Below are 25657 nucleotides of genomic sequence, written 5' to 3' on the forward strand. Positions count from 1 at the left end.
CTACTAACTGTTATTTTTTTGCGATGATGCTGACCCAATCTTCCATAGACAGAATTTCTATGATGGTAAAGCCGGCTTTTTCCAACGCTTCTTTTACTTCCTGTTTTTTCTGGCCGATAATGCCTGAAGTAATAAAATGGCCTCCGTCTTTGAGCAGGTCGTACGCCTGTGATGTAAAGCGGAGAATCACTTCCGCCAAAATATTTGCGACAATGACATCATGTTCGCCCGTGATGCCGTCTAACAAATTGTTCTGCTTCACTTCGGCCGTATCACTCACTTTGTTCAATTTCACATTCAGACGCGCGCTTTCAACAGCGACCGGATCAAGGTCATACGCATGAACCGATTCGGCCTCAAGCATGGCGGCCGCGATGCTTAAAATTCCTGAACCGGTGCCGACATCAATGATACGGTCGCCTTTTTGAACGATACGCTCAAGCGCCTGAATGCACAGAACTGTTGTCGGATGCGTTCCCGTACCGAATGCCATACCCGGATCCATTTCGATAATCAGTTCATCTGTATGAACAGGTGTATACGTTTCCCATGTGGGAACGATCGTGAACTTTTCAGAAATTTTCACAGGATGATAATACTTTTTCCAAGCTGTCGCCCATTCTTCTTCATTCACTTCAGAAATGGTGATTTTGTTTCTGCCCAAATCAATGTCGTACAAAAGCAGATTATTAATCGTCTCTTTAATGCCGTCCACCGTTTCGCCGAGGAAACTGTTGATCGGCAGATACGCTTTGACAATGACACCCTCATCGGGGTAATCATTGGGGTCGAGCTGGTAGATTTCCCCGTAAACATTCTCACGCTCTTTCATTAAATCAAGCGGATCTTCGATGACAACCCCGCTCGCACCAGCTTCATGCAAAATATTTGAGATGGGTTCGACCGCTTCATGTGTTGTGTGAATGCTGATTTCGGACCATTTCAAAACTACCAACTCCTATCCAATCATTACTCGCCTTTAAATGCGCGTTTTACTTTGTCAAAGAAACTCATTTCTTGTTCATCCGGCAGGTTTCCGCTGACTTCAGCGAACTCGCGGATGATGTCTTTTTGTTTGTCTGTCAGATTCGTCGGTGTGACGACGCGGACGACAATGTGCTGGTCGCCTTGTCCGTAGCCCCGGACGTTCTGAACGCCTTTGCCTCTTAATCTGAATTTCGTGCCTGTTTGTGTGCCGGCAGGTATTTTCAATTTCACTTTTCCGTGAAGCGTCGGCACTTCCACTTCGTCTCCGAGTGCCGCTTGGGCAAACGTTAACGGCATTTCGCAATAAATATCGTCTCCGTCGCGCTCAAAGAACTCGTGGGCGCGCACATGGAATACGACAAACAGATCTCCCGCAGGCCCTCCGTTTACGCCCGGTTCACCTTGGCCCGGAACGCGCAGCTGCTGTCCGTCATCCACACCGGCAGGAATCGTGACATTGATTTTTTTCCGTTTTTTCACTTTGCCCGTGCCGCCGCAGTCAGAACACTTGTTTTTGATGATTTTTCCTGTTCCTTCACAGTGGTGGCAGACTCTTCGGTTAACCACTTTGCCAAACGGCGTGTTCTGTTCGACGTTCAGCTGACCTGAACCTCCACAGTGCGAGCACGTATCCGGCTTTGTTCCCGGCTTCGCGCCAGACCCTTTACATGTTTCGCAATTCTCTTCGCGCGGAATTTCAATGATCGTTTCTTTTCCGAAAGCCGCGTCTTCAAATGACAGGGTCATTGTATACTGCAGATCCGCGCCTTGCCGCGGCGCATTCGGGTCACGGCGTCTCGTGCCGCCTCCGAAGATGCTTGAGAAAATGTCATCGAAACCGAAGCCGCCGAAGTCTCCGCCGCCTCCGAAACCGCCGCCGAATCCCTGGTTAGGGTCTGTATGGCCGAATTGGTCATATTGAGCGCGTTTTTGGTCGTCTGAGAGCGCTTCGTACGCTTCTTTTACCTCTTTGAATTTTTCATCTGCTCCGGATTCTTTATTGATATCAGGATGATATTTTTTTGAAAGCTTCCGATAGGCTTTTTTGATTTCATCCTTTGAAGCGCTCTTACTTACCCCAAGCACTTCATAGTAATCACGCTTACTCATCTCGCTTCACTCTCCCGAATTTCTCACATAAATTAGATTGTATCATTTTGAATTATGTTTTTTCAATTCCTTTTATCCCGGGCAAGAAAAAAAGTCAAAGCCAAGAGATGCCTGACTTTGACTTTCTGTCTGTTGAATCAGAATATGCTGTGTGTTCTTCCGCCTATAGCCTATGCGGGAAAGAACTTATTTTTTCGTTTCGTCGTCTTTTACTTCTTCGTATTCCGCATCGACAACGTTGTCGTCCGCTTTTTTGCCTTCAGCGTTTGCTCCGCCTTCAGCCTGCTGCGCTTTCGCCGCTTCTTCGTAAAGCTTCATAGAAAGCTCTTGAACGATTGTTTGAAGTTCATCTTTTTTCGCTTTGATGTCTTCAATTTCGTTTTTCTCGATAGCGGCTTTCAGCGCGTCTTTCGCGTCGTTTGCTTTTTTCACTTGCTCTTCGTCCACTTTGCCTTCCAGATCTTTTAATGTTTTTTCCGTTTGGAACACAAGCTGGTCAGCTTCGTTGCGGACTTCGATTTCTTCTTTTCTCTTCGCATCAGCGTCAGCGTTTTCTTCCGCTTCTTTTACCATGCGTTCGATCTCATCATCAGAAAGACCTGAAGAAGATTTGATTGTAATGTTTTGTTCTTTTCCTGTGCCTAAATCTTTCGCTCTTACGTTTACGATACCGTTTTTGTCAATATCGAAAGAAACTTCGATTTGCGGTACGCCGCGCGGTGCAGGCGGGATATCAGTAAGCTGGAAGCGGCCGAGCGTTTTGTTGTCGGCAGACATCGGGCGCTCACCTTGAAGCACGTGAATGTCAACAGCCGTTTGGTTGTCAGCTGCAGTTGAGAATACTTGAGACTTGCTCGTCGGAATTGTCGTGTTGCGGTCGATCAGTTTTGTGAACACGCCGCCCATTGTTTCAATACCGAGAGAAAGCGGTGTAACGTCAAGAAGTACAACGTCTTTTACGTCTCCCGTGATGACGCCGCCTTGAATCGCTGCACCCAGCGCTACAACTTCATCAGGGTTTACGCCTTTATGCGCTTCTTTACCCGTTTCTTTTTTGATTGCTTCCTGTACGGCAGGAATACGTGTTGATCCGCCGACAAGGATAACTTTATCGATTTCGCTTGCAGAAAGATCCGCATCTTGAAGAGCCTGACGGACAGGAGCCATTGTGCGCTCAACAAGGTGAGCGGAAAGCTCTTCGAATTTAGCGCGGGTCAGTGTCAGCTCAAGGTGAAGAGGACCTGCTTCTCCCGCCGTGATAAATGGTAAAGAAATTTGTGTGGATGATACGCCGGAAAGATCTTTTTTCGCTTTCTCAGCCGCATCTTTCAAACGCTGAAGCGCCATTTTGTCTTTTGAAAGATCAATGCCGTTTTCTTTTTTGAATTCTGCTACGAGATGATCGATGATGACTTGGTCAAAGTCGTCCCCGCCAAGACGGTTGTCACCGGCAGTTGAACGGACTTCAAACACGCCGTCGCCAAGTTCAAGAACAGATACGTCAAACGTACCGCCGCCAAGGTCGTAAACAAGAATTGTTTGGTCTTCGTCCGTTTTATCAAGTCCGTATGCAAGCGCTGCTGCAGTCGGCTCGTTGATAATACGCTCTACTTCAAGACCGGCGATTTTACCGGCATCTTTTGTCGCTTGGCGCTCAGCATCGTTGAAGTATGCAGGAACCGTGATAACGGCTTTTGAAACTGTTTCGCCGAGGTAGCTTTCAGCATATGCTTTCAGATGCTGAAGGATAATAGCTGACACTTCTTGAGGCGTGTAGTCTTTTCCTTCAATTTCCACTTTATAGTCAGTACCCATATGGCGTTTAACAGACATGATTGTGTTAGGATTTGTGATTGATTGGCGTTTCGCCACTTCCCCTACTTGGCGCTCGCCGTTTTTAAATGCAACGACTGACGGAGTCGTACGGTTTCCTTCAGCGTTGGCGATGACTGTAGGCTCTCCGCCTTCAAGCACTGCCACACATGAGTTTGTCGTACCCAAGTCAATTCCGATTACTTTACTCACTTTGAATTACCTCCTGCTATGTAGTTATTGATTCACTTTTACCATTGAAGGACGGATGACGCGATCCTTCAGTTTGTAGCCTTTTTGCAGTTCTTCGATAACAATATTGCTGCCGAAGTTTTCATCTTCCACCTGCATGACAGCTTGGTGAAGGTTCGGATCAAATTCCTGACCGACAGCTTCGATGGCTTCTACGCCTTCTTTTTCAAGTGCGTCCATCAGCTGGCGGCGGACCATTTCCATACCTTGCAGCAAGCTTTTTGTCTGCTCGCTTTCAGCTTCTACCTGTAACGCCCGTTCAAAGTTGTCGAGAGCCGGAAGGATTTCCGTTACGACGTTTTGAGAACGGTATTTCTGAGCAGCTTCCATTTCAAGGCGGCTGCGTCGTTTATAGTTTTCAAAGTCTGCTTGAACACGCAAAAGCTTGTTTTCTTTTTCATCAAGCAAACCCTGCAATTCATCAATTTGGTGCTGAAGGGCTTTTTCCTGACCTGCCGTTTCTTCATGCTGCTCTTGTGAAGCGGCTTGTTCTGCCTGTTCTGTCACTTCTTCTTGTTCTGCTGCTTCAACCTGTTCTGCGGTTTGTTTTTCTTCTGACATTGTGTTCACCTCCCTCAAATGCTGTAAAAAGATGACTGAAAATGATTGCCAAAATTCCCTTATTCATCATACAAACTTGTGAATGCTTTTGACAAGTCCGAAGTCACGTGCTGCAGCAGGCTGACGACTCTTGAATAATTCATGCGCGTCGGCCCGATAATCGCGATTGATCCGATCTGTTTCGTATCAACTGTATAGGTGGCCGTGATTAAACTGCAGTTTTCCATTTCTTCGTAGTCGTTTTCTTTCCCGATTTTGATTGAAATCCCGGCTTTTGATGACTGAAATAGCTTCAGAACATCCTGCTCTTTTTCAATTAAAGATAAGAGCGAGCGGACCCTTTCAATATCATGGAATTCCGGCTGATTCAGCATGTTGATCTTTCCGCCGAAAAACAATTTCTCAACGTGGGCCGCCGGATGGAATGTGGAGCGAAGCGATTCAAGTATGCTGTCATAGTTGGCGATATGCTGCCTTAAATAGGTGACAACCTCTTTGAAAATGCGCTCATTCAGTTCGTCCATTGGCACGCCCGCTAATCGATCGTTTAATATATTGACCAGTTTTTCAATATCGGCCAAATCTACTTTAGCCGGGAAATTGATGGTGCGGTTTTCGACATGCCCCGTGTTCGTGACGAGGATGGCGACCGCCTTATCCGGCTGGATCGGAACGATTTGAATCTGTTTAAGATAGTTCTCGCTCAGCGTCGGCCCGAGGACAATCGATGTGTAGTTTGTCAGATCGGACAGGATTTGCGCTGATTTTTGGACTGTTTTTTCCAGCTCGAAGATTTTTTCTTTAAATATCGAGTGAATTAAATCCAGATCGGTTTTTGTCAGCTTGACGGGTGACAGCAAATGATCGACATAATACCTGTACCCTTTTTCCGACGGAATCCGTCCTGAGGATGAATGGGTTTTTTCAATAAAGCCCAATTCCTCCAAGTCAGCCATCTCGTTTCTGATCGTTGCAGAGCTGAATGTAATCTCGTCTTTTTTTGAAAGAGTTCTTGATCCTACAGGCTGCGCTGATTGTATAAAATCATTAATGATCACTTGCAGGATCAACAGCTGACGATTTGTTAACATCATCATCACCCCTGTTAGCACTCAAGGTCAGCGAGTGCTAATTCTATATCAAAAGTAACAAACCAAAAGAAAAATGTCAATTATAACTCACCCAAAAAAGCGCCAAAAACCTCATTTCCTAATAATTTGCCCTCATGCGTTAATGCAACCGATTCTTCCGCGTCACAGATCAGGCCTTTTTCGGTTAAATCTTTGAGAACATCGGGAAACAGTTCGTCGACCGAGCGTCCGAATTTATCGAGAAAAGCTTGCTTTTGTACGCCGGACATTTTTCTGAGACCGAGGAACATTTCTTCTTCAATCTGCTCCTCACGTGTCACCTTGTGCGTGTCACGGTAAGGCAGCCCCTTTTCTTCGATGAGCTGCATGTAATGTTTCACAGGCCCGGCGTTGACGGTGCGCGTGCCGCTGATATATCCGTGAGCGCCTGCGCCAAAACCGAAATACTCTTCATTGCTCCAATACGTCAGATTATGCTGCGACTCGTATCCGGGCTTTGCAAAGTTACTGATCTCGTATTGACGGATGCCCGCTTCACTCATCTGCCTCATGACCGTTTCATACATCTCGGCCTCTTGTTCTTGCGCCGGGAGATGCAGGCGGCCTTTTTGCATTAAATTATAAAACACCGTTTTCGGCTCTACGATCAGCGAGTAAACGGAATAGTGCTCCGCATCAAGAGACAAAGCCGTTTTGACGGAATTGTCAAGATCGGCCAGCGTCTGACCCGGCAGGCCGAACATCAAATCGAGACTGATGTTGTCAAAGCCGAGAGCCCTCGCACGTTCAAAGGAAGTGAATACGTCCTTTTGTTTATGCACTCTGCCGATTTTTTGTAAAAGCTCATCTTCAAAGGTTTGAACACCGAAGCTCAGCCGGTTGACACCGGCATTTTTCATAATTTTTAATTTTTCCGGGGACAAATCATCCGGATTCGCTTCCGCGGCAAATTCTATGAGTCCGTCAGAAGGCTTCAGCACGCGGTGAATGGAATCCATCAATTTTTCCAGCTGGACGGGTGAGAGCGATGTCGGCGTGCCTCCCCCGATAAAAATCGTACGGAGATCAGGGCGTCCCGTCCGTTCTATTGTATTTATCATTTCCTTTTCGAGTGAGTTTAAGTACTCATCGACAGGCTGGCTCTGAATAAAATATTTATTGAAATCGCAATAGTGGCAGATATGCTCACAAAACGGGATATGAATATAAGCTGATTTCATTTTGAAACACCTTCTTCTTTACAGAAAGAAGCCGCAGTGCGGGACTGCGGCGGCTTCCGTTATTTTTTCGGGCTGTCATCCATTTTAAGAACGGCCATAAACGCTTCCTGCGGCACTTCTACTGAGCCGACCTGCTTCATCCGGCGTTTTCCTTCTTTTTGTTTTTCAAGAAGCTTCCGTTTCCTCGAGATGTCTCCGCCGTAACATTTAGCCAATACGTTTTTACGCATCGCTTTAATGGTAGAGCGGGCCACGATTTTCTGGCCGATCGCTGCTTGAATCGGTACTTCAAAGTGCTGGCGCGGAATAAGCTCTTTCAGTTTTTCCACAATTACTTTTCCGCGTTCGTACGCGTAATCGCGATGCACGATAAATGAAAGGGCGTCGATTTTTTCTCCGTTCAGCATAATGTCCATCTTGACAAGTTTAGACGGTTTGTAGCCGATCAGTTCGTAATCAAAGGACGCGTAGCCTTTTGTGCTTGATTTCAGCTGATCAAAAAATTCATATACGATTTCCGCTAATGGCATGTCATAGACAATGCTGACACGATTTGCGTCTAAATATTGCATGTCGATAAAATTGCCGCGTTTTCCTTGGCAAAGCTCCATCACCGCACCGACATAATCGTTCGGCACCATCATTGTCGCTTTGACATAAGGTTCTTCCACCCGCTCTATTTTTTGGGGATCAGGCATGTTTGACGGGTTATCCACGATGACCTTTTCGCCGTCCGTCATATATACGTCATAAATAACGCTCGGCGCGGTCGTAATAAGATCAATTTTAAATTCCCGTTCAATCCGCTCTTGAATGATCTCCATGTGAAGCATTCCTAAAAAGCCGCAGCGGAAACCGAATCCGAGCGCTTGGGATGTCTCTGCTTCATATTGAAGCGATGAGTCATTCAACTCAAGTTTTTCAAGAGCTTCCCTTAAATCATTGTATTTGGCCGTATCGATCGGATACAAACCGCAATACACCATCGGGTTCAGCTTGCGATATCCAGGCAATGCTTCGGCAGCCTGATTGGCCGCGCTTGTTATCGTATCACCGACGCGTGTGTCACCGACATTTTTGATCGCAGCAGTTAAAAAGCCTACATCGCCGACAGTCAGTTCATCTGTCAGAGTTGCTTTCGGCGTGAACACACCGACTTCTGTCACTTCAAACTCTTTTCCGGTTGCCATCATTTTAATTTTCTGGCCCGGTTTGACCGTTCCTTCTACGACTCTGATATACGCGACGACTCCGCGGTACGCGTCATAAAGCGAGTCAAAGATGAGCGCTTTCAGCGGAGCTTCCGGGTCTCCCGCGGGAGCCGGCACTTTTTCTACGATCTGTTCTAAAATGTCTTCGATGCCGATGCCCGCTTTCGCTGAAGCGAGGACGGCGTCTGAAGCGTCAAGGCCGATAACGTCCTCAACCTCTTGACGCACACGTTCTGGCTCTGCGCTCGGGAGATCGATTTTATTAATGACAGGAAGAATCTCAAGATCATTATCAAGCGCCAGATAGACGTTCGCCAATGTCTGCGCTTCTATTCCCTGAGCCGCATCAACAACGAGAATCGCGCCTTCACAGGCAGCCAGGCTTCGCGATACTTCATATGTAAAGTCGACGTGTCCGGGCGTGTCGATGAGATGGAATATATATTCTTCTCCGTCTTTTGCTTTATATTTCAGCTGAACGGAATTTAATTTGATGGTAATTCCCCGTTCGCGTTCAAGGTCCATTGAATCAAGCAATTGTTCTTTCATTTCCCGCTGGGTGATCGCCGATGTTTTTTCTAAAATCCGATCCGCCAAGGTCGATTTGCCGTGGTCTATGTGGGCGATGATGGAGAAATTCCGGATTCTTGACTGCCTCTCTAAACGCTTTTCTTTATCTGTCACAATCTATCACTCCTACTATTAAACGCAAAATACACTAGCTTAGATTATATCAATAGGATTGTAAACATTCAATTAAAACAAGAAAGAGAAAAGCTTCCTTTAAGGAATCATCCGCTTTTCTCTTCATCAATGCTAACGGTTCAGTTTCGAAACCCACTCATACATCGCCTGCGCCGAGTCCGTCACGGTATTTGAAAGGGTTTCCCCGGCTTTTGAAAACAAGTTGAAGGTTTCCGCCTGTTCCAGCTGTTTTTGTTTTTCTTCCAGATCTTTCGCCGTAACGGTTTGCCCCAAAATGGAAGCTTCTTTTTCCTGTCCTTCTCCTCCGCCGAGCGTGAACGCTCCTTTTAAGGAGGGATCTTTGTATCCTTTCATATCAAGCATTCCGCTGTTTGCCTGCTGCATGCCGAACAAAACGCCGAAAAACATGACAATGGCGATCAGCAGGCATTTGCCGGTAAAACGGATCATTCGAATCACCTGATTTCTATTGTTTTTTCTTCTCTCCTGATTGCGAGCTGACCTTTTCTGCATCCCAGTACAGTTCGCTGAACACATCGGCCACGGCATCTGATGCGCGCCTCAGTTCTTCAAGATTGTTATCCACGCCCCCGAATTCCAACAGAAGCGACCGGTCGTTTAAATCTTGGTTGTATACTCCATTATCTCCCGGAGAGCCTTTTGATAAAACACCGACGCTTAAGCCGGGGTATTTTTTCTCCATGAGCTTATGAAGTTCACTTGCGAGTTTATAGTTTTCTTCAAAATTAGCGCTTTTTTTGCCGACGACGATGGCGACTCTGGCATAGCTTTTTCCTTTGATGTCGGCTGTCGTATTTTTTTTGCGGCGGGAATCCCGGTGAATGTCTATGGTATATTGCAGGTTTTTATTTTTGGCGAGCGCGCTTTTTACGACCGGCCTTGATTCATCATAGCTTCGCGCATAATTTAAACCGTCTTTGTTCAGGCGGCCCTGAATGTCGGTTTTATCTACGTCCGCTCCTACGCCTTGCGCTTCCAGCGCTTTTCCGAACATTTCTCCGACAAGCGTGACATTGGCCTTCGAATGGCGGGCGTTATCCGGATTTGTTTCTCCTTTTAACAGAGGGAGATAGGATTCGGTATTATGAGTGTGGTAAATAAAAACGACTTTTTTGCTGCCTGTTGAATGTTTCGGCGGCGCCGTTTCTTCTTTTTTCGTTTTGTTTTCGATTTCTGCCAGGTTCACTTCTTTTTCTTTTTCCATCACCTTTGACGGCGGCGGAGATTCAGCCGGCATATTCGTATAATCCGTCCCCTGCCCCGCCAGAAGGATCTCCGTATCGTATTGGGCAAATCCCGGCAGCTCACGTCCCAAGAAACTCCGCGGGTCTTCCATATTAATGCTTGTCGCCAGTTTCAAGGAAAGCCGGGACAGCTGAAAAGAGTCTTTTTCAGGAAGCTCTGAGGCGAAATAATGATTTTCCATGCCGAGGAGGTGTGCAAATGCGTCACCCGGAAGTTCTCCGGCAATTCCGTGAAGAGAATCCGAAGAAAGCCTCAGTTCAGGGCGAAGCGATGTGAGCACACCCGATAATACGAAAATAACGATAAGGCTTGTCATAAACAAAAACATGCCCTTGAGCGCATTTCCACCGTTTACTGCAACGACAATTTGACGGTTTCTGCGTTTTTTTCTCATGATTTGAATCCCTCCAGCGCTTGTCTAGTAATTACTCTATGAACAAGCTAGAAGAGGTAGAACCATTTTAATGATTATAAGAACCTTTGTTATCTTGTGACACTTTTTCATGAAGGGCGGTGTTTAACCCGTTTGCAAGTACGTTCGCCATATCATCAATAAAGGTGTCAATCTCCTTCGGCGTGACCATCAGATTATGGCCGAGCGGAGAAAGCACTTCGTGAATCAGCTGGCGTTTTTCGTTTTCGTCCAGCGTGCCGACAATACCGAGAAAGGATTGGCGTTCTTTTTCTCCGGGAAGGTCTTCGTCTGTCAGCACCTTCTTTTTGCCGAAGTTCATTCCGGCGGGCACCAGAGATCTTGACGGGCTGTCATCTTTCATCTCTCTGCCGAAATGTTTTAATATATAATCCACCGTATCGCTTGCGATCGTAACCGCATCAACAACAGTCGGTACCCCGATTGCGATGACGGGAATGCCGAGCGTTTCCTTGCTTAATTCTTTTCTCTTATTGCCGACGCCTGATCCCGGGTGAATGCCCGTATCAGAAAATTGGATGGTCGTGTTCACCCTTTCAACGGCTCTTGCCGCAAGAGCGTCTACCGCAATCACAAAATCCGGCTTTGATTCTTTGATCACCCCTTGAATAATATCGCTCGTTTCAATTCCCGTTAATCCCATCACACCGGGAGCAAGCGCGCTGACCGGCCTGTACCCTTCCTGTACGTTTTCTGGCTGAAGCCTGAACAAATGCCTTGTCACAAGAAGGTTTTCGGTCACGAGAGGGCCGAGCGCATCCGGCGTCACATTCCAGTTGCCCAGACCGACGATCAAACAGCTTGCATCCTTTGGAATCTTTAATGCCGACAGATAGGCGGAAAATTCCTCGGCAAACACTTCCGTTACTTTTTCCTGCATCTCAGAGTCGTGTTCCCGAACCCCTTGAGCCTCGATCGTGACATAGCGCCCCTGCTTTTTCCCCGATAGCTCGGCGCCTTCTTTGGTAATATCGACGGTTCTGACTTTAATGCCGCCCTTGTCGCGTTCTTTTTCAATAAACCCGTTTATTTCTTTTTTCTGACCGGCTTGTCCGTCTTTTACCGCCTGTTTCGTTTCTACCGCTAAATCCGTCCGTATCAGAAATTGATTGACATCCAGTTCGTTGTTTTTCACAGGGAAGACCTCCTTCAATCATCGTGGTACATAGTGTGGCCATTTACAAAACGAATCATGCGAATTTACCCATCAACGAAAAATACTTTACATTTATATTGCAATCTAAAGTTCTGTTTGATAGAATACAATTTGTTCTATTGTGAAGAAGATTTAACCTTAAGACACTGTGCTACAGGTTGTATCTTAGGAGGTGAAACACATGCCAAACATTAAATCAGCGATTAAACGTACAAAAACAAACAACGAACGCCGCGCTCATAACGCGACAATCAAATCTGCTATGCGTACTGCAATCAAACAAGTTGAAGCTTCTGTTGCTAATAACGAAGCGGATAAAGCGAAAACTGCTCTTTCTGAAGCAGCGAAACGCATTGATAAAGCAGTGAAAACAGGTCTTGTACACAAAAATGCCGCAGCTCGATACAAATCTAGACTTGCGAAACAAGTGAACGGACTTTCTGCATAATACAAAAACGATCCCTTTAACGGGGATCGTTTTTTTCATTCAGTCCGGAGAAGCTCAAGGAGAAAGAGCTCCAGCAAGAGCTGCTTGTCCTTTTTCCCCGTTTTCATTTCATAATCCATCACTGCGAGTCTTTCTATAATACGCCGCAGCTCTTCTTCAGAAAAAAGCCTCGCCTGATCCATCGCCAGCTTTACCCGGAAGGGGTGCACCTTTAAGTTGGAAGCGATTTGCTTTTGGCCGTATCCTTGTCCTGCAAAATACTTCGTCTGCATAATCAGACGGAATTGGTTAGCGATCAGCGCCATAATTTTGATCGGTTCTTCGTTTTGTTTTAAAAGATCATAAAATATTTGAAGACTTTCCGTCCGTTTTCGGTTCACGATTTTGTTGATCAGCTCAAAAATATTCTGCTCCAAACTTCTTGCGACGAGCTCCCGGACATCTTCAAGCGTGATCTCATGTCTGTCACCGGTGTAGGCGGAGAGTTTTTGTATTTCCTGATATATGGAAGACAGATGGCCGTTTGCAAGCAGAACCAAATGCTCGGCAGCTTCTGTATCGATCGTTTTATTTTCGGATTTCGCCAGATTAATCGTAAAATCAGTCGTCTCCTTTGCATTCAGCTCCTTAGCTTCAATCATAAGGGCTTTTTGCTTCAGCGCTTTCGTCAGCTTTTTCCGTTCGTCCAGTTTCTCATACGGAGCCACAATCACAAAGACAGTGTAAGGTGCAGGCTCCTTCAGATAAGTCTCCAGAGCGGCTGTATTATGCTCTATTTTTTCTTTCTTTTTTTCCCCTGTTAAAAAAGACGGATTTTTTACGATGACCAGCCGCTTCTCCCCCATAAACGGAAACGTTTCCGCATCGGTTACGGCCTGGTCAAGCGGATCTTCTTCAAGATCAAAAACAGACAGGTTAAAATCCTTTGTCTCCTCATCAACGACAGCTTGTCTGATCCGGCTGACAGTCTCTTGGAGCAGATACGTTTCTTTTCCGTATAAGCAATAAACGGAGCGGACATCCCCTTTTTTCAGGGCTTTCCAAACATCAAATACCATGATCGTATGACTTCCTCTCTTTCTTGATCCCCTTCTATCCTAAATTGAGTTCGGCAAATAGTAAAGAGGAAGCTTTAAGGACAGCTTCCTCATTTATAATAAACGCCTGATTCACAAGCTCCCGGGTCTGCTTGTAAAAAGGCGATAATCACAAGAACAGAAAACGTTACCATCACTTCTAGATTTTTCAAAACAATTCCAGTATACTTAGGGAAGTCAGGAGGGATGAAATTGAATGATTTTGAAAAAAACGTTCAAAGCAAACGAAATGATGCTGTTGACTCAGCTGTCGGTTTTGTCGTGTCCTTCGGATTTTTCGCCTTTTTGTTCGTGATGGCAACAGCCATCCATCTTATCGGCTCTTAGCCGCATTCCGGGCTGCTGTCAATCGGCAGTCTTTTTTACTTCTTGCGCCCTGGTTTCTTCTATATCATATGGAGGGAAGACGGAAAACGTTCCGGCGCCTTTTTTAAATCTGTATTGAATCGTTCCGCTGACATCGGTGCGAAGCACATTGACAGAGTACGCCTTCAAACGATCCAGCACTTCTTCATGCGGATGATGGTATCGATTCTCTTTTCCTGCTGAAATCAGCGCTGCTTCCGGCTGAAGCTGTTTCAAAAAGGCTTCACTCGTAGAGCTTTTGCTGCCGTGATGACCCGCCTTCAATATATCAGCCTTCAGTTTCGGATACGTTTTCAGCACTTCCGTTTCGCCGTCCGATTCTAAATCTCCCGTCAAAAGCCAGCTCACTCCGCCTAAAACCGTCCAAAGCACCAGTGACGAATCATTTTTACTCCTTCCGTCAGACGACTCCGGAGACAGCACCTGAAACTGAAGATCACCGGCTGTAATGGTGTCGCCCCGCTTTGCTTCGGCAACGGGAATGTTGTTTTCTTTCGCCATATTTAATATGTTCTGATCTTTCGGTTCTTTTACGAATCCCACGGGGACAATTAACCGTTTGACTCTATGATTTTTGATTAACACTCCGGCTTCTCCGATGTGATCTTGATCCGCATGGGTTAAAATCAGCGCATCCAGCTTTTTCACCCCTTTTCCGTTTAAAAACGGAATCAAAACCTTCTCGCCGATAGAATACGGGTGGCGTTTTTCTTTCCATGATTCTCCGGGATAAGCAATCACTCCCCCTGTATCAACCATTACAGTCCCTTTGCGGTGCGGCGCGCTTATAAACAGTGAGTCTCCCTGCCCGATATCAAGCATATCCGCTTCTCCCCATGGACTGAAATACGGACGGCATATTAAATAAGCCAAAACCGCGCAGAAAAAAAGAGCCGATTTCCTGAGTTTTAAAAAACCTCCCTTTTCCAAAGCCGCAAAAAGCGTAAAAACGGAAACCGCAAGCAGAAGAAGGGAAACAAAGTCAGGCTTTGACACAATCATAGTAAATAAATCAACGGATGCCGCATATGTAATGAAATCATGCACAGGCTTCATCACAAGGTTGAACATATCAAACAAACATTCTCCCATCTGCCTCGAAAGTAAAAGAAGAAGGAAACCGATGACAGAAACCGGAATGACAAATAACGTATAAAATGGCACCATCACCATATTCATCGGAAAACTGACAAGTGAAATCTGCTGAAAATGATAGAGAAGAAACGGAAGTGAGCTGAGTTCTGCAATAAATGAAGCCATCGCAAGCCCGGCAAGTCTGCTTTTCCCCGCTTTCTTTAAAATGGAGGATGACAGAATTAAAGAAGCGCTTACCGCAAAGGAAAGCTGGAAGCCCGCCTGCCAAAGGAAGTAAGGATTAAACAGCAGGAGCAGCAGATAAGACAGGGACAATGCAGCAGAGGAATGAATGCCGCGTTTAACAAGAGTTCCGGCGATATAAAATCCCAGCATGAGGGATGCGCGCAATACGGATGGGGCGGCACCGCTCAGCAGCGTATACACCGGCAAAAACAGCAGCAGCAAAATTCCCGCTTTTTCTCTTGTCAGCCCGATTCTGATCAGAGCATAAAATAATCCCGCCGTAATAAGACCGACATGCATTCCGGAAATCGCCATTAAATGAACGACTCCCAAATTTTGATATGCACTCAGTATATCGTCCCCTATAGAAAATCTTTCACCTAAGGTCAGCGCTTCAACAATTCCGGCGGAAGATTCAGGCACATGATTCCGAATGATCGAAATCAAATTTTTTCTGATGTTCAGCAGTTTAAACAGCGGCTGTTTGGATTTTTCACACTGCTGAATGGAAGTCACGGAAAATAACCAGTGAATTTGCTGAGTGTAAAGATATTCCTTATAATCAAAACCTCCGGGAACCGTCGCATGTGCAGGCTGTTCCAGAGAGCCTGTAAACGTGCAGCGCATCCCCGGTTCGAGCTGTTCAATGAGTCTCTTTTCCTCAAGTGACCGGATTTTGTACGAAGCCGCCCATTTTTCCTTGTCATGTGTACGGATAACAGCTGATATTTTCGCTCCGTCAACTTTCGGAATATTAGTGATGACGGCCTGTTCAGTATAACTGCCGGCCTGATAACGCGTTACATTCGCAGCGTCACAAACCGTATAAAGAAAGAAATAAAGACAAAAAGAAACGAGGCAGACGATAACCGGAGCATGCTGCTTTGTTTTTACAATAATAAAGAGAAGATACAGAAGAAAAAGGAGCAGAACCCAGAAGACATGAGCGGCGGCAATTCCCGCAGTTGCAGAAACCGCCGCCAGAGGCAGAAGAAGGTATTTATATTTCATTTATACGTAACTGGTAAACAGCTCATTGGCCTGTTCATGAATTTTTTTCAGTTCATCTGCCTTAACCCCCGCATCAGATAATTGCTGAATCAGACCTGCTACAAAAGACAATTTTTCGCGGTTTTTCAGATCGATGATCATTTCATCAAGTTCGACCTGCTCCACCTTGACTCCGGCTTGGCTGAACAGCTCTTTTGCATAAGGCTGTGTTTTGTAATCTTCGGCATAATAAACCGTTTTGATGCCTGCCTGGATAATTGATTTGCAGCATTGAATACAAGGATAATGCGTCACATAAATTTCGGCGCCCTCCGTCGGAACACCGAACTTAGAACATTGCAGAATCGCATTCATCTCTGCATGTATGGTCCGCTGGCAATGATTATCTATTAAAAGACATCCTTCATCAGCGCAATGGACGCCGCCGGCGATTGAGCCGTTGTATCCGCCGGCAATCATCCGCTTATCTCTGACTACGGTTGCCCCGACTGACAGTCTCGGACATGTGCTTCTCAGCGCCAGCAAATGGCTTTGCGCCATAAAATATTGATTCCATGAGATTCGTTCCACAAGTGTTCCCTCCAAAAAGTCTTGTTGCTTTTCTAAGTTTACATAGATTTAAGCAGAACCGTCAATTCACTTTACCGTAATGGAAGTTTTTATCCGCTCAAATGACTTTTCTCCAAAGCCTGATACATTCATCAAATCTTCAGCAGTCTGAAACCGTCCTTTTTCTTCTCGGTAGGCGATAATCGCTTCCGCTTTTTTCTGCCCCACCCCGGAAATCACCTGAAGTTCGTCCAGAGATGCCGTATTGATATTGACAGCTGCATTCTCCTTTTCACCCGCTGCTGTTTTCGGGCGATTCTCCTCTTCGCCTTCACTCGGAATATAAACAATCGTCCCGTCCTGCAGCTGCTCTGCTAAATTAACTTTCAATTCATCCGCCTTTTTCTTCAGACCGCCGGCTTTTTCAATGGCTTGCGTCACTCTGTCTCCCGCTTTCATTTCATACACGCCGGGATTTCGGACCGCGCCTTTCACATCAATCATAATCTTGTCGTCTGTGGTGTCTTTTTTGTCCGCGACGGATGCTGAGGCTGTTTGGCCGAGCACGGACTGCTGTTTGACCGGCTCTTCCTTTTCAGAACGAAACAGCCAAATGCAGATAAAAACCGCCCCTGCTACAAGACAAGCGCCCAGAATTTTCAGGTTCCGCCGCAGCCGCTCCGTCATCATCGCTTTCGTCATATTGCATTGCCTCCCCGCATAAGGTTTAGAGGATTAAGGGAAAAAGGAGGGGAATTCATTGAAAATAGGCTTTATCGGCACCGGAAACATGGGAACGATCCTGATTGAATCGTTTATCGAATCAAACGCTGCCGATCCCTCACATATCACCATCACAAACAGAACAATCGAAAAAGCATTAAAACTAAAAGAACGTTTCAGCGGCATCCATGTCACCGAGGATCAGGAAAAGCTCGTACAGGAAAATGAAATAATATTCATTTGTGTAAAACCGCTGGATATATATCCTTTGCTGAAGAAACTCACACCGCATTTACGGAAAGATCACATTTTAATCTCCATTACCAGTCCCGTTCAGACGGATCAGATTGAACATACGGTTCCGTGTCAGACGGCCCGCGTCATTCCGAGCATTACGAACCGCGCCTTGGCCGGCGTCTCGCTTGTTACGTTCGGCAAAAGCTGCAGCGAGTCTGCAAAAGCGGATATTCAAACGCTGTTCACTCATATTTCAAAACCTGTGGAAATCAGCAGCGGCATTACAAGAGCGGCGTCAGACATTGTCAGCTGTGGGCCCGCTTTTATGAGTTATCTCGTTCAGCGCTTTATTGACGCGGCAGTGGAAGAAACGGACATCACCAAAGAAGAAGCCGTAATTATGTCGACGGAAATGCTTGTCGGTCTCGGAAAGCTTCTGGAAACAGGGCATTACACGCTTCCCGCCTTGCAGGAAAAAGTATGCGTAAAAGGCGGCGTCACCGGGGAAGGACTGAAGGCTCTCGAAAGCGGTGTTCAGGATATGTTCAACCGTGTCTTTCAGCGTACACATGACAAATACGATGAAGATATATCGTTAGTGAAGAAGCAATTTCACGTGTAACTGAGTATGCCATAAAGTACTTTAGCGCACCAATCGCAAAAAATGCATTTTAAAAACCATCGTTCCGTTTAAACGATGGTTTTTGGTTTGCCTGCCGTGAAGAAAAGACGTTCAGACTCTGTTGAAGGAGGCCGGTCTGTAAAATCAGCCGTCACCTTCTTCAGTTCAAATCCGGTCTCTGCAAGCATTTGTTCATATTCTTCAATGTAAAATGTTTTTTGCTCATGCGTCTCGTCATAACGGTCATAAGATTGTCCGTTCCATACGAAAAAGGACATATCATGGATGACAGAAAGCTCTTCATCGCCGGCAAAGCTTTGCCAAATATAGCTAATCTGCTCATCCTGATCCGCATGGGTGCTGTCCGGAAAAAGCTCCGTCATTTTAAATGGGGAATGGACGTCAAACAGAAGCAGGCCGCCCTCCTTCAAAACTTGAAAAACACTTTTGAAGGTGCTTAAGACATCATTTTTCGTTTTTAAGTAATTAAGGGAATCACAGCAGATGACAACGGCATCAAACTGTTCTTCAAAACCGGAAAGCTCTCTCATATCCTGCTGGAGAAAAAGAATCGGCTTTCCCGTTTTTTTCTGCTGGGCACAGCTCAGCATATCTTCACTCAAATCAATCCCCGTGACTTCGCAGCCTTTTTCAGCAAGCCTGATGGATATTTCTCCGGTTCCGCAGGCAAGATCAAGCACCCTTCCCTTTTCCGGAAGAGATGCTTCGATCCAGCCCGCCCATTCATCATACGGCGCATGTGACATTAACTCGTCATATACGCCGGCGAAGCCTTGGTAAATCATGAGTTCAAGCCGAGCTCAAGCTCTGCGAGCGGCGCGTCGCCCCATAGCTTTTCAAGATTGTAGTAGCTTCTTTCATCTTTATGGAAAACGTGGACAATGACGTCGCCGAGATCAACTAAAATCCAGCGGGCCTCATCAAACCCTTCCATCTTTTTGACATCAATGCCGTTTTCTTCTGCCTGATCTTTAATTTCACGCGCAATTGCCTGAACCTGCTTATCAGAATTCCCGTGGCAGATTAAAAAGTAATCCGCTATAAGTGAGATTCCTTCCATGTCCAGCGCTAAAATATCTTCTGCACGTTTATCGTCGCATGCTTTTGCCGCGATTTTTAATACGGAAGCTTGATTCATTCTTCAAATTCCTCCTGTCAATTTTGAGACACCAGCCAATTATAGGTTGCAAACGTCTCCGGAAAGACCGGCTGGTTTTTTTTCATCAGAAATATCATTGTATTTTTCATTGCTTGTATGAGCGCTTCGTTCAGATCTGTTTCCGCCAGACGACGCACCTCTTCCACTCCGGGAAAATGGCGGCCGGGTTCAATGTAATCCGCAACGTAAATGACTTTGTCTAAAAGGGTCATTCCGGGACGCCCTGACGTGTGATAGCGGATTGCATCCAAGATCTCAGGATCAGTGATCCCCGCTTCTTTCTCAGCCAGATACGCTCCCACAGGGGCATGCCACAGCTCGGCGTTGTAATCCAAGAGCTCAGCCGGCATTTTTTCCCGCACGATGATCTGCTTCATTTCTTCTTTCGGCCGGAATTTCGCATAATCATGAAAAATGGCCGCCATTTCCGCTTTTTTCGGGTCTGCTCCGAACCGGCCTGCGAGAATAACCGCCGTATCTGTCACGCCGATTGTGTGGATGTAGCGATGCTCGGTCAGCTGTTCTTTGACGCAGGCAAGTGCTTCCTCACGATTCATATAAATCATTCTCCTCTATATACTGCCTCACTTTATCCGGCATTAAGTATTGCGTCGGCTTTTTTGCTTTGAGACGTTCTCTCAGCATCGTTGACGAAACGTCAAATTCCGGAACGTCGGCAAAAAGCAGCGGGTACGGGGTCTCAATATGATACCCCGGGCGCCGCACTCCGATAAATTGAATGAGCGTGAGCAGTTCGTCCAGTTTGTACCATTTCGGCAGATATTCAATCATATCCGCCCCGATAATAAAGAAAAGCTTGTCGTTCGGGTGCCGCTCCTTCAGTAAACGGACAGTATCATAGGTATAAGAAGGGCCTTTCCGATCCATTTCCGCAAGCTCAAGCTTAAAGCCGGAATTCGAGCTGATGGCAAGCTTCAGCATCTCCACCCGGTGCCGGCTGTCTGTAAAGTCTTCATTCTGCTTATGCGGAGGGATTTTATTGGGCATAAACCAAATCTCATCGAGCTCCGCCTGATGAAGGACTTCATTAGCCATCAGAAGATGTCCGTTGTGCGGAGGGTCAAATGTGCCCCCGAATATTCCGATTTTCTTCATGTCAACCACCTTACGGAAGCTCGATTTGTTTATTTTCCTTTGACTCCTTATACAATACGATCGTATTTCCGATCGTCTGCACCAATTGTGAGCGGGTGCCTTTCACAAGGGCTTCTGCGACATCATTTTTATCGTCTTCGCAGTTTTGAAGCACGCTGACTTTAATCAGCTCTCTTGCTTCTAAAGCCTCGGCAATCTGTTTCACCATGTTTTCGTTGACTCCGCCTTTTCCCACTTGAAAAATAGGCGTTAAATGATGCGCTTGTGAACGCAAAAACCGTTTTTGTTTTCCTGTTAACATTGTGTTCCTCCTAGTTTTCCTTCAACAATTGCTCTCATTAAGCCGCTGTCAGGCTCTTGTTCCGTCCACAGCTTGAAAGACAGTGCGGCCTGTTCCACAAACATGCCGACACCGTCAAGGGTTGTTAAACCTCTTTTTTCAGCTTCTTTTAAGAACGCCGTTTGAATCGGGTTGTATACGATATCACAAACGATGGCGCCCGTTTTGGCCCGTTCCAATGAGAGCGGCACGGCATCCGTTTTCGGATACATGCCGACAGATGTTGTATGAATAATGACGTCATATTGTTCAAGCTGATTTTCAGCTTCTTTTAAAGTAAGGACGCGTTTCTGCTGAAAAGAGGGAGCAGCCGCAATCAGACTTTCTGCTTTTTCCGGCGTGCGGTTGCAAACGTCAAATTGTTTCGGCTCTCTGCGGACGATCGTCGTAAAAATCGCTCTTGCCGCTCCTCCCGCCCCAATCATAAGGATGGAGAGCTCTGATATCGGTTTGTCCAATACTTTGACTAAGGATTTATAAAACCCATCTCCGTCAGTATTATACCCGATGAGCCTGTCTCCCTCTCTTTTGACGGTATTTACGGCCCCGAGTACTTTCGCGCTTTCATGTATTTCATCCAGATGCTCCATGATCGCGACTTTATGCGGGACTGTGACGTTCACTCCGCAGATGCCAAGCGCCTTGATTCCGTTAACGGCGTCCTTGAGATGATGAGGTTCCACCTGAAACGCAAAATACTGCCCGTTGATGTTCTTATCTTGCAAAGCCGCGTTATGAATATCGGGTGACATTGAATGCCCGATCGGATTTCCGATTACTCCGTACAATTGTTTCATGCTCCCTCTCCCCTTCTCTCTATATTAATGAACGGCGGACAAATACGTGTACGCCTTTCGGAGCGTATGCCGTTATTTTTTTATCTGCTTGCTGCACCGTGACCCAGCCGAGACCGGAAAAAACGATATCCGTCTTTCCTTCTTTAATCGAAAACGTATGGGGTGTAAGCTCCGGAAATTCATCCAAATGATCTTTTCCGGGCGGGGTAAGCAGTTCTCCCGCATGCTTTTCGTATAAGGCATCAGCATTTTCAAGCTTTGTTCTGTGAATCATCAATTCATTCGGCATATAGCAGACAAACGCCGTTTTATCGCCTGATACATAGTCAAACCGGGCAAGCCCGCCGAAATAAAGCGTTTGTTTTTCATTCAGCTGAAAAGTGCGCGGCTTCAGTTCTTTTTTCGGTGTCAGCACCTTTAAGTCACGCTTGTCCACGTAATGCGCCATCTGGTGATGGTTAATGATTCCCGGCGTATCATAAAGCGCAGATCCGTCATCAAGCGGGATTTCAATCGCATCAAGCGTCGTGCCCGGAAATTGAGAGGTAGTAATAATATTCTCTTCCCCTGAGACCTCTTTAATAATCCGGTTGATAAATGTGGATTTGCCGACATTGGTACAGCCCACCACATACACATCGCGGCCTTCGCGGTAATGTTCAATGGCGTCAATGACTTCTTTCATCCCTTGTCCGCGGGAAGCGCTGATTAAAAAGACATCAAGGGGTTTTAAGCCGTATTCTTTCGCTTCGCGTTTCATCCATTGAACGAGCCGTTCCCGTTTTACGGATTTCGGCAGGATATCGGCCTTATTACCGACAAGAATGATCGGATTACCGCCGACAAAGCGGTTCAGCCCGTTTATCCAGCTTCCGTTAAAATCAAAAATATCAACGACTTTGACAATAAGAGAGTCAGTATCGCCGATTGTGTGCAAGATATTTAAAAAGTCATCATCCGTTAATGAAACATCTTGAATTTCATTGTAATTTTTCAGTCTGAAGCAGCGCTGGCAGATGACATTCTCCTTTGTGAGAGATGCCTTTGGCGCGTATCCGAGACCTTGTTTATCCTCGGTTTGGATCGTTACTCCGCAGCCGATGCAAACAACCTTTTCCATTTCTAATCCTCCCACTGAATATGGCCTTTACGTTTCAAAGAACTCAATATTCTCCGTTCAATCCGGCGGTTAAAGCGCGTCATGACTCCGTCAGAGGAAGCGACAGGCACGACGAGGATCGTATGATACCCGTTTCTGTTTCCGCCGAGAACATCAGTAAGCAGCTGATCGCCGATGACCACACAGTCTTCTTTTTTCAGATCCATGCTGCTGACGGCTCTTTTAAAGGCGCGCCCCATCGGTTTTCTTGCCTTATAAATAAACGGTATGCCAAGCGGCTCCGAGAATAATTTCACTCTTCGTTCATTATTATTGGAGACGATCGTGACTTTAATGCCGTGCTCCTTCATTTCTTCAAACCACTCGATTAATCGAGGTGTCGCACTCGGTCTGTCCCACTCCACAAGCGTGTTGTCAAGGTCTGTAATAATCCCTTTCACATTGCGTTCTTTGAGCTTTTCCGGTGTGATATGAAATATATTTTTCACAAATTCGTCAGGTAAAAAAAACTTTTTTAACAAAACCCGCACCCTTCCTTTTCTTTCTATCATCTATATGTCGAAACCTGTCAGATTTAAAAACAAAGTCGGACACAGTAAAAAAATTTCGACAAAAATTGGGTTTCTTCACCAGTTGTGGATAAAATTACACACATTATCCACTCTTATTACATCCGGATTTATCCAGATTATAAACAAGATACTAACAAGTTATCCACTTACGAGTGTGGATAACAGAACGATTGTTCTTATTTGTATTTCATGGTAGATTAAAGATAACCTCACCATGATTGAAACGCAACCTTCCATCATATGCTTGCGTCTGATGATTGATTACAATTGTAAGGAGGTGCCACTCCCATTAATTGGGTCCCCGGCATGAGAAAGCTTTCTGATGAATTACTAATAGAATCTTATTTCAAAGCCAATGAAATGAATTTGAGCCGTGAATTTATCGAGTTAATTGAAAACGAAATCAAAAGAAGATCGCTCGGACACATTATTTCCGTTTCTTCTTAAACAGAAAAAAGTTCCCGGGCGAATTTCCTTTTTTTACTCAGATGACTGATATTATATCACTTCGGTTATGCGCATTACTACCACTTTCAACAAAAAACACCCCTAAAATAGAGGTGTTTAAGAGGACGGCTGCTATATATTGAACCAATACAGACCGCCCAGGACGAGAATGACGACGAGCAGCACAACAAAAAATGCGTACCAGTACCCCGCATTCACCCGAGGAGGCGGGCATACAGGATGTTGCGGAGGGAAACCGCGGTTCATAGCAATCGCCTCCAAAAAGATGTTTTTTCTACAGCCTATGAAGCAGAAGCAAAACGGTTTAGGCAGCTGACGGCGTCAGCGTTCCAAAACCCGCCCATTTTTTATGCCTTCAATTAAGATTCTGGCGCCTTTTGGCGTCATATGATTTCCGGAAGGATCTATCAGTCCGGATTGGATCAGCGCCCGGTCTGTATCTTTGCCGCCGTCCGCGCGTATAAAGTGTTTCCAGTTATCCACCAGCGGCACTTTCAACTCAGCTGCAACCTGCCTCGTAACGCTGTTATAGGAATTATGCCATTTTCTCGCACCGCCTTTTTCTTTAAAGGCTGAGGCTTTATATCTCGAATAGTAATAGAGATGATGCGTTCCGTTTCCTTCTATAACCGGGATGCACGTCATTAAAATCGGCTTTATGCCGTGATTTCTGCTTTCGTTTATGAAATAAGTCAGGTTTTCTTTAAACCGTTTCTTTGATACCCGCGGCTGATCGCCCGTCAAAATGCCCGCATCATTTGTCCCGAACATGATAAATAAATATTGGGGCTTACGCTCCAGCACGTCGCTTTGAAAGCGCAGGCGCGCATCCTCAGTCGTCTGGCCGCCTATTCCCGCATTTATAACCGTAAGACGGCCGCGTTCCGCTGTCTTTAATATGTTTACCCACTGCTGCGCCTTCGGATAATCACGATAATCCCAGTTGGAACCGCGCGTATTGCTGTCGCCGAATGCGACAACACTTTTTTCTTTGCCCGCGGCGCATCCTGATAACAGACAGATTATCGTAATAAAAAGAACAGCAAACTTCATTTTCTCTCCCCCCCAAACCTTACCTCCTATGGTACACATCTCTTTGGCGGCTTTCAACGCGGCGCTCTCTTTACTGGATATGAAAAGGACCGGAATCCTGTCCGATCAAATCCGAAACCTTAACAAACGTGTAGCCCTGCTTTTTCAGCTTGGGAATGATTTCTTTCAAAGCCTCAACCGTCTGGCGCCGGTTTCCTCCGCCATCATGCAGAAGAACGATATCTCCATCTCTGGCATGTGAAACAACGTGCCTGACGATTTTTCCTTTCCCGGGCCTTTTCCAGTCCCTCGGATCTTGGTTCCATGACCACATGATGATATGATAGCCCTCTTTTAAGATGCTTTTGAAAGCCGTATGATTCAGCGACCCTCCCGGCGGGCGGAATAACTTGTCCCCTTCCGGCTGCAGCGATGTGATATGATGCGCTGAGCTGTGAAGCTCTTGTAAAATGTCTTTGCGTTTCAGTCGGTGAAAATAAACATGGTTCATCGTATGGTTGCCGATTTCATGCCCTTCTTCAACGATGCGTTTTGCCGTTATGGGGTATTTGTCTATACGGCTCCCGACACAAAAAAAGGTTGCTTTAACATTGTGCTGTTTCAGCACGTCTAACACAGCCTCCGTATAGACAGGATGGGGGCCGTCATCGAAGGTTAAAGATAGTTTCTTTTTTTCAGACCTTATATCCCAGTACACGTTTCCCGTTTTCTCCATGTCACTTCTTTTTAAAGATTTCGCATCGGCGGACACGGCAGTGAGACTCGTGAGGACGCATATCATGATGATCAGATGAAAGCATCTCAACGTTTACACCTCCAGTAAACACTACTGTT

At 45.9% G+C, this 25657-nt stretch carries 28 protein-coding genes and 2 pseudogenes; 4 read left to right on the plus strand and 26 right to left on the minus strand.

All coding sequences use genetic code 11. The features are described 5' to 3' along the window. Nucleotides 1-10: 10 nt before the first annotated feature. The 10 genes from prmA to gpr all read right to left on the minus strand — a co-directional run bounded on the left by prmA (nucleotide 11) and on the right by gpr (nucleotide 11783). Complete coding sequence (gene prmA / locus OTK50_RS07795; protein WP_014418413.1) at nucleotides 11-946, minus strand: 50S ribosomal protein L11 methyltransferase; 936 nt, start codon at nucleotides 944-946, stop codon at nucleotides 11-13. A gap of 23 nt (nucleotides 947-969) precedes the next feature. After that, nucleotides 970-2097 (minus strand): molecular chaperone DnaJ, encoded by a 1128-nt coding sequence (gene dnaJ, locus OTK50_RS07800; protein WP_003152895.1) that lies wholly within the window; start codon nucleotides 2095-2097, stop codon nucleotides 970-972. Between the two features lie 186 nt (nucleotides 2098-2283). Next, nucleotides 2284-4122, minus strand: coding sequence for a molecular chaperone DnaK (gene dnaK, locus OTK50_RS07805; RefSeq protein WP_007408273.1), 1839 nt, complete (start codon nucleotides 4120-4122; stop codon nucleotides 2284-2286). 24 nt (nucleotides 4123-4146) lie between these two features. Further along, nucleotides 4147-4722, minus strand: coding sequence for a nucleotide exchange factor GrpE (gene grpE / locus OTK50_RS07810; protein WP_007612669.1), 576 nt, complete (start codon nucleotides 4720-4722; stop codon nucleotides 4147-4149). Nucleotides 4723-4781: 59 nt separating this feature from the next. Continuing rightward, nucleotides 4782-5813: a heat-inducible transcriptional repressor HrcA gene (hrcA, locus tag OTK50_RS07815; protein ID WP_003152889.1), complete on the minus strand. Its 1032-nt coding sequence runs from the start codon at nucleotides 5811-5813 to the stop codon at nucleotides 4782-4784. An 80-nt stretch (nucleotides 5814-5893) separates the two neighbouring features. Then, a complete protein-coding gene (hemW, locus tag OTK50_RS07820; protein WP_038459254.1) occupies nucleotides 5894-7033 on the minus strand; it encodes a radical SAM family heme chaperone HemW in 1140 nt (379 codons plus the stop codon). Between the two features lie 59 nt (nucleotides 7034-7092). After that, nucleotides 7093-8928 (minus strand): translation elongation factor 4, encoded by a 1836-nt coding sequence (lepA, locus tag OTK50_RS07825; RefSeq protein ID WP_224223680.1) that lies wholly within the window; start codon nucleotides 8926-8928, stop codon nucleotides 7093-7095. A gap of 132 nt (nucleotides 8929-9060) precedes the next feature. Continuing rightward, a complete protein-coding gene (locus OTK50_RS07830; protein WP_007408270.1) occupies nucleotides 9061-9399 on the minus strand; it encodes a YqxA family protein in 339 nt (112 codons plus the stop codon). 16 nt (nucleotides 9400-9415) lie between these two features. After that, complete coding sequence (gene spoIIP, locus OTK50_RS07835; RefSeq protein ID WP_082998763.1) at nucleotides 9416-10609, minus strand: stage II sporulation protein P; 1194 nt, start codon at nucleotides 10607-10609, stop codon at nucleotides 9416-9418. Nucleotides 10610-10676: 67 nt separating this feature from the next. After that, on the minus strand, nucleotides 10677-11783 hold the full coding sequence (gene gpr / locus OTK50_RS07840; protein ID WP_014418417.1) for a GPR endopeptidase: 1107 nt from the start codon (nucleotides 11781-11783) through the stop codon (nucleotides 10677-10679). A 202-nt stretch (nucleotides 11784-11985) separates the two neighbouring features. On the opposite strand from gpr, the gene rpsT reads away from it, so the two are divergent. Then, nucleotides 11986-12252, plus strand: coding sequence for a 30S ribosomal protein S20 (rpsT, locus tag OTK50_RS07845; protein WP_003152876.1), 267 nt, complete (start codon nucleotides 11986-11988; stop codon nucleotides 12250-12252). A 16-nt stretch (nucleotides 12253-12268) separates the two neighbouring features. On the opposite strand, the pseudogene holA reads toward rpsT, so the two are convergent. Together holA and OTK50_RS07855 are read right to left on the minus strand one after the other, a co-directional pair. After that, nucleotides 12269-13310 (minus strand): annotated as a pseudogene (gene holA, locus OTK50_RS07850) (DNA polymerase III subunit delta). A 39-nt stretch (nucleotides 13311-13349) separates the two neighbouring features. Continuing rightward, a pseudogene (locus OTK50_RS07855) lies at nucleotides 13350-13501 on the minus strand (hypothetical protein). A 40-nt stretch (nucleotides 13502-13541) separates the two neighbouring features. Between OTK50_RS07855 and OTK50_RS07860 the strand changes: the two are divergent. After that, nucleotides 13542-13676, plus strand: coding sequence for a YqzM family protein (locus tag OTK50_RS07860; protein WP_003152870.1), 135 nt, complete (start codon nucleotides 13542-13544; stop codon nucleotides 13674-13676). 18 nt (nucleotides 13677-13694) lie between these two features. On the opposite strand, the gene OTK50_RS07865 is transcribed toward OTK50_RS07860, so the two are convergent. The 3 genes from OTK50_RS07865 to OTK50_RS07875 all read right to left on the minus strand — a co-directional run bounded on the left by OTK50_RS07865 (nucleotide 13695) and on the right by OTK50_RS07875 (nucleotide 17297). After that, nucleotides 13695-16046, minus strand: coding sequence for a DNA internalization-related competence protein ComEC/Rec2 (locus tag OTK50_RS07865; RefSeq protein WP_045208284.1), 2352 nt, complete (start codon nucleotides 16044-16046; stop codon nucleotides 13695-13697). Beyond that, the gene (locus OTK50_RS07870; RefSeq protein WP_003152868.1) at nucleotides 16047-16616 is read right to left on the minus strand and encodes a ComE operon protein 2; all 570 of its coding nucleotides are present in this window, start codon (nucleotides 16614-16616) and stop codon (nucleotides 16047-16049) included. It abuts the gene before it with no gap. A 66-nt stretch (nucleotides 16617-16682) separates the two neighbouring features. Beyond that, a complete protein-coding gene (locus OTK50_RS07875; RefSeq protein WP_045208286.1) occupies nucleotides 16683-17297 on the minus strand; it encodes a helix-hairpin-helix domain-containing protein in 615 nt (204 codons plus the stop codon). A 58-nt stretch (nucleotides 17298-17355) separates the two neighbouring features. Between OTK50_RS07875 and comER the strand changes: the two genes are divergently transcribed. Beyond that, nucleotides 17356-18177, plus strand: a complete 822-nt coding sequence (comER, locus tag OTK50_RS07880) for a late competence protein ComER (protein WP_012118027.1) — start codon at nucleotides 17356-17358, stop codon at nucleotides 18175-18177. Nucleotides 18178-18245: 68 nt separating this feature from the next. Here the strand turns inward: comER and OTK50_RS07885 are convergent, their stop codons facing one another. The 8 genes from OTK50_RS07885 to OTK50_RS07920 are packed head-to-tail and all read right to left on the minus strand — an operon-like array spanning nucleotide 18246 to nucleotide 23251. Then, nucleotides 18246-18983 carry a class I SAM-dependent DNA methyltransferase gene (locus OTK50_RS07885; RefSeq protein WP_015417856.1) on the minus strand — a complete coding sequence of 246 codons (738 nt, stop codon included), beginning with the start codon at nucleotides 18981-18983 and terminating at the stop codon, nucleotides 18246-18248. Then, nucleotides 18980-19336: a ribosome silencing factor gene (gene rsfS / locus OTK50_RS07890; protein WP_007408260.1), complete on the minus strand. Its 357-nt coding sequence runs from the start codon at nucleotides 19334-19336 to the stop codon at nucleotides 18980-18982. Before rsfS ends, OTK50_RS07885 begins: the two co-directional genes overlap by 4 nt. Before the next feature lie 17 nt (nucleotides 19337-19353). Further along, nucleotides 19354-19914, minus strand: coding sequence for a bis(5'-nucleosyl)-tetraphosphatase (symmetrical) YqeK (gene yqeK / locus OTK50_RS07895; protein ID WP_014418422.1), 561 nt, complete (start codon nucleotides 19912-19914; stop codon nucleotides 19354-19356). Further along, nucleotides 19904-20473: a nicotinate-nucleotide adenylyltransferase gene (locus tag OTK50_RS07900; protein WP_007408258.1), complete on the minus strand. Its 570-nt coding sequence runs from the start codon at nucleotides 20471-20473 to the stop codon at nucleotides 19904-19906. Before OTK50_RS07900 ends, yqeK begins: the two co-directional genes overlap by 11 nt. Nucleotides 20474-20483: 10 nt before the next feature. Further along, nucleotides 20484-20774 (minus strand): ribosome assembly RNA-binding protein YhbY, encoded by a 291-nt coding sequence (gene yhbY / locus OTK50_RS07905; RefSeq protein WP_045208288.1) that lies wholly within the window; start codon nucleotides 20772-20774, stop codon nucleotides 20484-20486. Beyond that, nucleotides 20768-21610 (minus strand): shikimate dehydrogenase, encoded by an 843-nt coding sequence (aroE, locus tag OTK50_RS07910; RefSeq protein WP_032873946.1) that lies wholly within the window; start codon nucleotides 21608-21610, stop codon nucleotides 20768-20770. Before aroE ends, yhbY begins: the two co-directional genes overlap by 7 nt. A gap of 19 nt (nucleotides 21611-21629) precedes the next feature. Next, nucleotides 21630-22730 carry a ribosome biogenesis GTPase YqeH gene (yqeH, locus tag OTK50_RS07915; protein ID WP_033574151.1) on the minus strand — a complete coding sequence of 367 codons (1101 nt, stop codon included), beginning with the start codon at nucleotides 22728-22730 and terminating at the stop codon, nucleotides 21630-21632. Nucleotides 22731-22732: 2 nt separating this feature from the next. Further along, nucleotides 22733-23251: a YqeG family HAD IIIA-type phosphatase gene (locus tag OTK50_RS07920; protein ID WP_007408254.1), complete on the minus strand. Its 519-nt coding sequence runs from the start codon at nucleotides 23249-23251 to the stop codon at nucleotides 22733-22735. A gap of 357 nt (nucleotides 23252-23608) precedes the next feature. On the opposite strand from OTK50_RS07920, the gene OTK50_RS07925 reads away from it, so the two are divergent. Then, nucleotides 23609-23749 (plus strand): sporulation histidine kinase inhibitor Sda, encoded by a 141-nt coding sequence (locus OTK50_RS07925; protein WP_003152850.1) that lies wholly within the window; start codon nucleotides 23609-23611, stop codon nucleotides 23747-23749. Between the two features lie 132 nt (nucleotides 23750-23881). On the opposite strand, the gene OTK50_RS07930 is transcribed toward OTK50_RS07925, so the two are convergent. The 3 genes from OTK50_RS07930 to OTK50_RS07940 all read right to left on the minus strand — a co-directional run bounded on the left by OTK50_RS07930 (nucleotide 23882) and on the right by OTK50_RS07940 (nucleotide 25628). Continuing rightward, complete coding sequence (locus OTK50_RS07930; protein ID WP_254894354.1) at nucleotides 23882-24016, minus strand: hypothetical protein; 135 nt, start codon at nucleotides 24014-24016, stop codon at nucleotides 23882-23884. A gap of 75 nt (nucleotides 24017-24091) precedes the next feature. After that, nucleotides 24092-24823, minus strand: a complete 732-nt coding sequence (locus OTK50_RS07935; RefSeq protein WP_045208461.1) for an SGNH/GDSL hydrolase family protein — start codon at nucleotides 24821-24823, stop codon at nucleotides 24092-24094. Between the two features lie 70 nt (nucleotides 24824-24893). Then, nucleotides 24894-25628: a polysaccharide deacetylase family protein gene (locus tag OTK50_RS07940; protein WP_007612700.1), complete on the minus strand. Its 735-nt coding sequence runs from the start codon at nucleotides 25626-25628 to the stop codon at nucleotides 24894-24896. Nucleotides 25629-25657: the final 29 nt, after the last annotated feature.

Source organism: Bacillus sp. NEAU-CP5, from assembly GCF_026420705.1.
Classification (GTDB): domain Bacteria; phylum Bacillota; class Bacilli; order Bacillales; family Bacillaceae; genus Bacillus; species Bacillus velezensis.